The following is a 7,759-nucleotide window of genomic DNA, read 5'->3' on the forward strand; positions in this document are numbered from 1 at the left end:
GCGGATACGACCCCGACACTCGCATCCTTGCAGGCCAGCGGCACCTTTCTGCTACCAGGCCGTCAGATCACCCAATTCCGCTGAATACCCGGGGTTGAGCAGTGCATGGTGGAAGTGCTGAACCCCGTTGGTGCCGGACGAGTTGTGTGCGCTGCTTTGGCGGGTGGTCCCGAGGTCGTACGTCCGCAAGGCGGTGACCGACGGCGGGCGGGGGTCGTGAGCGCCTGACGATGATCACCTTTTGTAGCCGCCTCGGGTTCACCTGGCGGCAGCTGCGCTGGTGTCCGTGGTGGCCTGGCCCTGTCCACTGAGGTGCCTCGAAGTTTCCGGGCAGGGAATCAATAGGATCACTCTCAACCAGAGACGAGGGAGAAGTGGCGCCACGAAGAAATACTTGCGGGAGTTCCGTGAGGAAGCTGTCCAGATCGCGCTGCGGTCGAGTAAAATGATCTCTGAAGTAAGCCGAGAACTCGAAATGAACCCGGAGACCCTTCGTGGCTGGGTGAAGAAGTATTAGAGAAAGCAAGAACCGGCGCCGGGAACGGAGCGGCGGTGAGCGAGCGGGCGCGCCTGAAGGAGCTCGAACGGCGCAACCGCAAGCTGGAAATGGAAGTCAACTTCCTGGAAAAAGCCGCGGCGTACTTCGCGCAGGATCCCCGGTAGCCGACAAATACGAGTTCATCGAAACGATGCGGCTCGACACCGAGGAGTTCGCCTATCCTGTCGAGTTCGGGTATGAACGACGCGGCGTGTCGAAATCCGGCTACTACGACTGGCGCTCACGGCCGAAGTCTGTGACGGCCCAGCGGCGCGGGGAATTGAAATCGTACACAAGGCATTCGGCTGACGGAACAGGTACTGGCTTGGCTCGTCACGTCGCAGGGGCGGGGACAGCCATTTCGGTCGATGCTCAGGCCCAACTACGACAAGAAGATCAACCAGGGAAATCACCACACTCAAGCTCTCCTCGGCCTGCCCGACGACGAGCCGACGTCCTCTTCGCCATGCTCCGAGACGGCACCTTCCAGGAACCCCGACGCGCCCCATCACCTTGACCCAACCCATGTGGGGGCACCCGCCCGCGGGCAGAGGAAAACGCCGCAGCGTGGGCGAGCGGGACTTCATCGCGCTGATCGACCGTGTCCACCAGCTCGTCAGGGCGCCGGTGGTGCTGGTGCCGGACCGGCTGGCACCCACGTCTCCCAGGCTATGCGTGAGCTGATCGCCAAGCGTGAATGGCTGACGGTATTCCTGCTGCCCGTCTACTCGCCGGGACCTCGCCCTTTCGAAGGGGTACGGGCGCACGTCAAACGAAGCCTGGCCAGCCCCGCCCGTGACCGTCCTGGACCGACTTGAAGCACTTGTCCGCAACCGGCTCAAACGCCTTCAATGCCGCCCAGACTCCCCCCACGGCTTCATAGCCGGCACCGGCCTGGCTCCCGACCCAAAGTCACCCTGACCAGCCGAAGTCAGTACGGAACCGGATCCGACGGGCTGCGGCAAGTCGGGGCCGGAAATTCACTTGATCCCCGATCGGAATGGCGCTGTGTCCCCGGGCACCCCGGGTGCCCGCAGGCACGACTGCTTTGGCCTGCAGTGGCTCGAGCGCGGGGTCCTGTTCATGTGGTCCCGCGGCGGGCCGCTCCGTCGGCGACAGCACCCCGCGCCGAACGGGACCCACAGAGCCGCCATGGCGTCAGCCGCCCACACCGCGTCCGACCTCGCAGGCTGGGAGTTTCACAGAGGCTGTGGACCCAGAAGGTGGCGATCGGTAGTCAGGCGGGTGACCGGTCGGGGGAGTGCGGAGACGGCGTTGGGCGGGTTTGTCTTAATAGGGGGTATGTTCGCAAACTCGATTCTTGGGGTTCATATGTCTGCTTCCGGTGCTGCTGTCCGTCGCCGAGGCACCGGGCGTCTTCGTCGTCTGGTTGCCGCCTTGCCCGGGGTGGGCAGTGGCGTGCGCCGGGTCGCGCTGGCAACGGCTGTGGTGATGGCGGTGTCGGCGGTGCCGGTGGTGTCTGCTGCGGCGGCTGAGGCCGGAGATGGCGGGGCGGCGGGGGTTTCGGGGTCGGTACCGCTGGGGGAGGTGGCGGCCGGGGCGGTGGATGAGCGGACAGGTTTGTGGCGAATGACCATGCCGCTGGTGTCGCTGAGCGGGCGTGCGGGCCTGGACGCCTCGGTGAGCTTGCGGTATGACCAGCAGCTGGCGGCTGAGGGTATAGACCGGCATGGTTTGGGTGCCGGGGTGACGCTGGGAACCTCATTTGTGGAGACTGAGGGCGGAGCGCGGGTATATCCGGCGTCAGGCGGCATGTTCGAGACCGATGAGGCATCTGCGACCGGTCTCAAGCGGTATCCGCTGAAGGACCTGCACTTCGGGCGCACAACGGGCACCCTGCCTGCCCGAGATGGGCTCGGGCAGGTGCGGCCGTATGCATTCACCCTGTCTTATGACGACGGGCGGACGGATTACTTCTCGCTGGAGGGGGATCTGCTGGCGCGAACGGACCGGTCGGGGAAGAACCGGGTGGACTGGGTGTGGCGGTCAGGGCACCGGCTTGCGGCAGTAGTGGACACCTACGGCCAGAACGCGGCCCTGACGCCTACCGCCACGGGGCTGACCGTGACCTCACCGAAGCGGTCCGATGGCCGCGTGCCGAAGATGCAGCTGAAGATCGAGGGCGGTCGGCTGGTTTCGGTGACCGACCCGGTGGGGCAGGTCACCACCTTGGGGTACCGCTCCACGACAGAGACCGGGAACAAACCTGTGCTGTCCGAAATTGTCACCCCATCGGGGGCGAAGACCCTGGTGGACTACCAAAGAGCGGCCGGCATGTCTGTCGTCAGGAGCGTCCGTGTCACCGACACCACGGGCAGGGACCTGGTCGCTCCCAAGTCCTTCTCCCTCGTGCCGGTGGGGGGGGAACTCCATAATCACGTAGGTTTCCCACGGTATCAGCACACCACGTTCGGTCTGTTTGACGCGGCGGACGCTGCCGCGCAGGGCTACCGGTATGTGACGGAGTTGTCCGATGGGGTGTCGGTGGTGCGCTCCACCTATAACAAGCTGCATCTGCTGCAGGAGCGGGAGACGTTCCTGGTGGCCGGGGACCACCGGGTGAGTGTGCAGCGGCAGGAGCTGGACTATGCCGGGGAGAAGGACGAAACCCCGCCCTCCCCGTCCGCACTGCCGGCAAACTACGCCAAGCCCGAGCAGGCCTCGGTGGTGCATGTAGGGCGGAACGGCAAATCCCGCACCACGAATGAGACTGCCCGCTTCGACGACCACGGCCGCCCGACCGAACGCACCGATGTAAGCGGCGCCGTGACCCGCACCGAATACGGCCCCTACGGCAACATCTTGAAAGCGACGACCACCGGCAGTGACGGCACCGTCGCGGTCACCGAGAACCAGCTCACCGAAGACGGCAAGTACACCGCCGCTACCACCCAGTCGGTCGCCAACGACAGGGGCGAAACCCCGAGAGCCCGCACCACCACCAATTTCGAAACCGGCGAGCACGGCGATCTGAAGGCTAAATCGATATCATGGGCGCAGGACGCGCGCCCAGAGGGCGACAACGGGCCGGAAAAGCTGGCCGAGACCTACACCACGACCATCGACACGGCCGCACACACGCGCACCGACGCCGTGACCACCCCGGCCAACACGGTCAAACAGGTCACCGACCTGGCCACCGGAGAAGTCGTCGAAACAGTAGACGCTGGCGGCCGTGCGATAAAGAAGGTGTATGACGATGCAGGCCGGATGATCAAGGAGATTTCCCCGGACGGGCTGACCACCACGACCGCGCACACCCCCACATCCACCACCGTCACCACGCCGGACGGCCACGTCACCGTGGAAACCCGCGACCAGCTCGGCCGGGTCGTGGCGAAGACCGACAACATCACCGGCGGCAAGATCACGCACAATGCCAGAGCGCGGGCTCTGCAGCGCGTGGAGTACAGCCCGGACGGGCTGACCGCGACCGTCACCGACGGCGGGGGACGTAAGACCGTCACCACAAAGGATGCGATGGGCCGGCCCGTCAAGGTAGTCGCCGCCAACGGCATGACCCAGCTGATGTCTTACGACGACGTTGCCCACACCAAAACCACCGCGATGCTACCCGCGGGCGACACCGACCCGGCCAGGGCAGTGACCGTCAACACTGAAAAGCTCGATGACGCCGACCGCACCGTCGCCACAACAACCAGTCATCGCGACGGCACCCCAGGGGCCGGAACTGCTCAGTCATTTGACGGGCTCGGGCGTCAGAGGGAAGAGGTGGCTGATGATGTAGCGACCCGTCTGGCCTACGGCCCTGGCGGCACGGTGGAGTCTGCAACCCTTGTGCCGACTGCGCCTGACGCGTTCCCCGGCCAGGAGATCAGGGCTGAGCCGCATGCGGACCTGACCGGCGGGCCGGCCGTTAAGATCCTGGGCTCGGGTGATGAAAAGCGGCCAGGTGTCGCAGTGAAGCGGGACAACGCGGGGCGTGTGGTGGAGGAGAAGGACCCTGCCGGCGGGATCACCACCTACGCCTACACCCCCGAGGGCCAGGTGGAGAGGGCAACATCCCCGGACGGAAGCGTCACCACCACCGCCTATGACACGGCCACCGGACGGGTCAGGGAAACCTCGACGACGTCGGCGGACCAGAAGAAGGGCGGGAAGACTGCCTACACCTACGACGCGGCGACGGGCCGGGTGCTGGAGACGTTTGACCCAGCCGACAAGGCGGGCACCCTCATCTCCTACGCGTACAACGCAGACGGCAAGATCACCAAAGTTGACTACCCCGACGGCAAGTCATTGGCCCAGGAGTTCAACGACCACGGGCAGCTGACCGCGTCAGTCGACACCGCCGGTGCGAAGACGGTCTACACCTACAACGCTGCTGACGGAACAATGAAAGCGGCCAGGCAGACTGACGCCGCAGGAAAAACCCTGGCCGAGGTGTCCTACTCCTATGACAGCCTGGGGCGCGTGGAGAAGGTGCAGCGAGGCAACGGGATTGCCACCGCCTACACATTTACGGACGCCAACCAGGTGAGCAGTGAGAAGACCACGCGGGCGGACGGCTCCCTGGTGAGTGAGGCATCCTACGCCTACAACTCCCACGGCAGCCTGGCCGAGCGGACCGACACCCGGCCCGCCGTGGAGGAGACCGGCACGGTGGTGAAAGACGACCACGGCGCCGTGAGCAACGTGTCGACCACCACGGCCTACCGGTATGATGCATATGACCGGCTGATCCACTCACTGGTGAAGAACGACAAGGGTGAGCCGATCACCGAAACCGCCTACACCCTGAACGTCTCCGGCGACGTCACCCGCCGTGAAACTGCCCGGCACGATCAAGACGGAAAGAAGACGGCCACCGAGTTCGCCATCGATAAGGCCGGACGCCTTATCTCCCTCACAGTCGACGGGGAAAAGAAGACCCAGGAATGGGACTCTGCCGGGAACCTGCTAAAGGACCACCGGGGCAACACCTGGACCTACAACGCCCGCAGCCAGCCCGTCACTGTTACCACCCCCGACGGCATCACGACGTCCTTTGCCTACTGGGCCGACGGCACCCGCAAATCCGCCACCACAGGCGAGGGCACGAATGCAGCGGTGACCGGATTCTATTACGACCCCACCACCGGAGCCGTCGCCAACGACACCCACACCACAGGGGCGGAAGGCGGCACGGTCACCGCGTCCTACCTGCAGGGCACCACTCGCGAAGCCCGCACCCTCACCACCGGTGAGGCGGATACCTCTGCAGCCGCGGCCCAAACCGCCCAGACGGCGAACACCACGGGCGGTGGCTACCTCCACCACGACCGTCACGGCAACACCACTGTCCTCACCACCAGCGGCGGCACGGTAAACGCCGCCTGGCACTACGCCGACTACGGCCAGCACACCACCCACACAGGGCACGTCCTGCCTCCCGGCACGGCAGCCGCGAGCGCCCGCACCAACCTGTTCACCTACGCCGGCGAGTACACCGATCCCACTACCGGCACGCAATACCTAAAGAACCGGCTCTATGACCCGAGTCAGCACCGGTTCACCACCCGCGACAAAGCACCCATGCACAACCGGTACCTGGCCTTTGACACCAATCCCGTCATGAAGACCGACCCCACCGGCACCACCGCACGGTACGACATCATTTTTGACAGCGTCTTGTTGGGCTTGTCGCTGATCATCCTCGCTGCAACCCTCGCTTTCCCCCCGCTTGGACCAGCCCTGCCGATAACCATGCTCGCCCTCGGCGCCGACGTGGCGGGCATTGCAATGGACAGCCTCAACATCGTTCACAGCCTAACGGGGGTCCTGGGCGACGACCCCGCAATCGAACAGGCGATGACGATCACCGGAGGTGTTCTCGCTGGAGTGGGCCTGGCCTCCGCCACGGCAGCCAGGTTCGTGGCACGGAATTCAGTAAAATCTATCACCAGTGCCGCCCTGGCAAAGAACGGAGAAATGGAACAATCGTTGAGGAGCGTGGCGGAATTTAAATTGCAAAAAAATGTACAATTGAGCGAGATCGAACCCGTCGTGCAAAACTATTCGAAAAACCTGTCACAACTTGTCGATCTTTGGGCCGAAGTCACACCGATTCTCCGGACTGACACCAGTAAAACTTACCGGAAGCTCGGTGAGAAGACGTATGAAATGGCCAAGTACTACGACCAGCAACTCTCGGAATTCAAGCAGCAAATGCAAAATATTAACGGCACGACGCTTGCCCCTCAGCAGAATCCCTCGGATGCCATGTTGAACCTCGTAAAGATGACGCCAGAGGAATTCACCCAAACTGTACAGGATAAAGAAATCCTGACCCTGATTGCAGCAGGCAAGGAAACGGCGAAAAACCAAAAAATCAGAGTGTGGGATATTTTGAAGGATGCCGTGACAGGAGGAATCTGATCGCCTGCCTGCCTGCTAGGTAGCTAAGGTCTGTTGCGCAAGCGGATCTTGATCGGTGTGATCATGCACTGTGACGCGTGGAGATCTGACAGATGCAGAGTGCGCCCGGTTAAAGCCGTTGCTGCCGAAGGGCAGGAAGCCGGGAAGACCGCCGGTTTGGAACAGGCGGCAGCTCATCGACGGGACACGGTGGCGGACCGGGGCCGGGACGAGCCAGCCAGCCGGGACCGGTCATCACGAGCAAGCCCCGCTCCGGCGGCTCTGTTCGCGCGTCAGGTTACAGGGGGGCCCATCAGCAACCGGCGATGAGCGGGCCGCAGGTTCACCACGCCCACTCCGCTCCGGGCATGACGGCCCCCGACGTCTGCGGGCTGGGCCCGGCCAGCATTCCCGGGACGCCTGTGCAGCCGCACCCTACCGGCCGCCGTCAAGACGCTGAGACGCGGGCACAGTGCGGCTCAGTCAGCCGTATGGATCCCCCAGGCAGTGGGTCCCCGGATGCGCCGATGAAGCCCTCCCCCCACCATCGAAGTAATCCTCGATGGTAGGCCAGCCGCAGGAAGGCAGTCGATGAAGAAACTTGCGGTCATCCGCGTCCTCGTGTCAGCCCCGGCTGCAGTGTTCATACTGGATGTGCCCGCTTACGGCCTCAACGCTCAACCTGCTCCGAAACCAACATGCACGATCGCGCCAGCCCTCATCGAACTGGTCCCACCAGGCGCAACAACACCGCCCGCTCTGCCTTCCACGTCACCGTCTACGGCTCTGCCTTCCACGTCACCGCCCGCTCTGCCTTCCACGTCACCGTCTACGGCTCTGCCT

The 7,759-nt window shown here is 64.1% G+C and carries 2 protein-coding genes and 2 pseudogenes; all 4 read left to right on the forward strand.

The window, feature by feature from the left end:
* Positions 1-289 precede the first annotated feature (289 nt).
* The 4 genes and pseudogenes from AC07DW_RS32705 (at position 290) to AC07DW_RS32720 (ending at position 6,937) form a co-directional block, all read left to right on the forward strand.
* Entirely contained in the window at positions 290-517 is a 228-nt protein-coding gene (locus tag AC07DW_RS32705) for a transposase (RefSeq protein ID WP_478861274.1), read from the forward strand.
* 395 nt (positions 518-912) lie between these two features.
* Positions 913-1,055, forward strand: a pseudogene (locus AC07DW_RS32710) (IS110 family transposase); the annotation flags it as partial.
* Positions 1,025-1,459 (forward strand): annotated as a pseudogene (locus AC07DW_RS32715) (transposase); the annotation flags it as partial. The pseudogenes AC07DW_RS32710 and AC07DW_RS32715, both read left to right, overlap by 31 nt.
* 381 nt (positions 1,460-1,840) lie before the next feature.
* Positions 1,841-6,937, forward strand: a complete 5,097-nt coding sequence (locus AC07DW_RS32720; RefSeq protein ID WP_478861273.1) for an RHS repeat domain-containing protein — start codon at positions 1,841-1,843, stop codon at positions 6,935-6,937.
* The last annotated feature ends 822 nt before the right edge of the window (positions 6,938-7,759 follow it).

The organism is Streptomyces sp. NPDC045701, assembly GCF_056432045.1.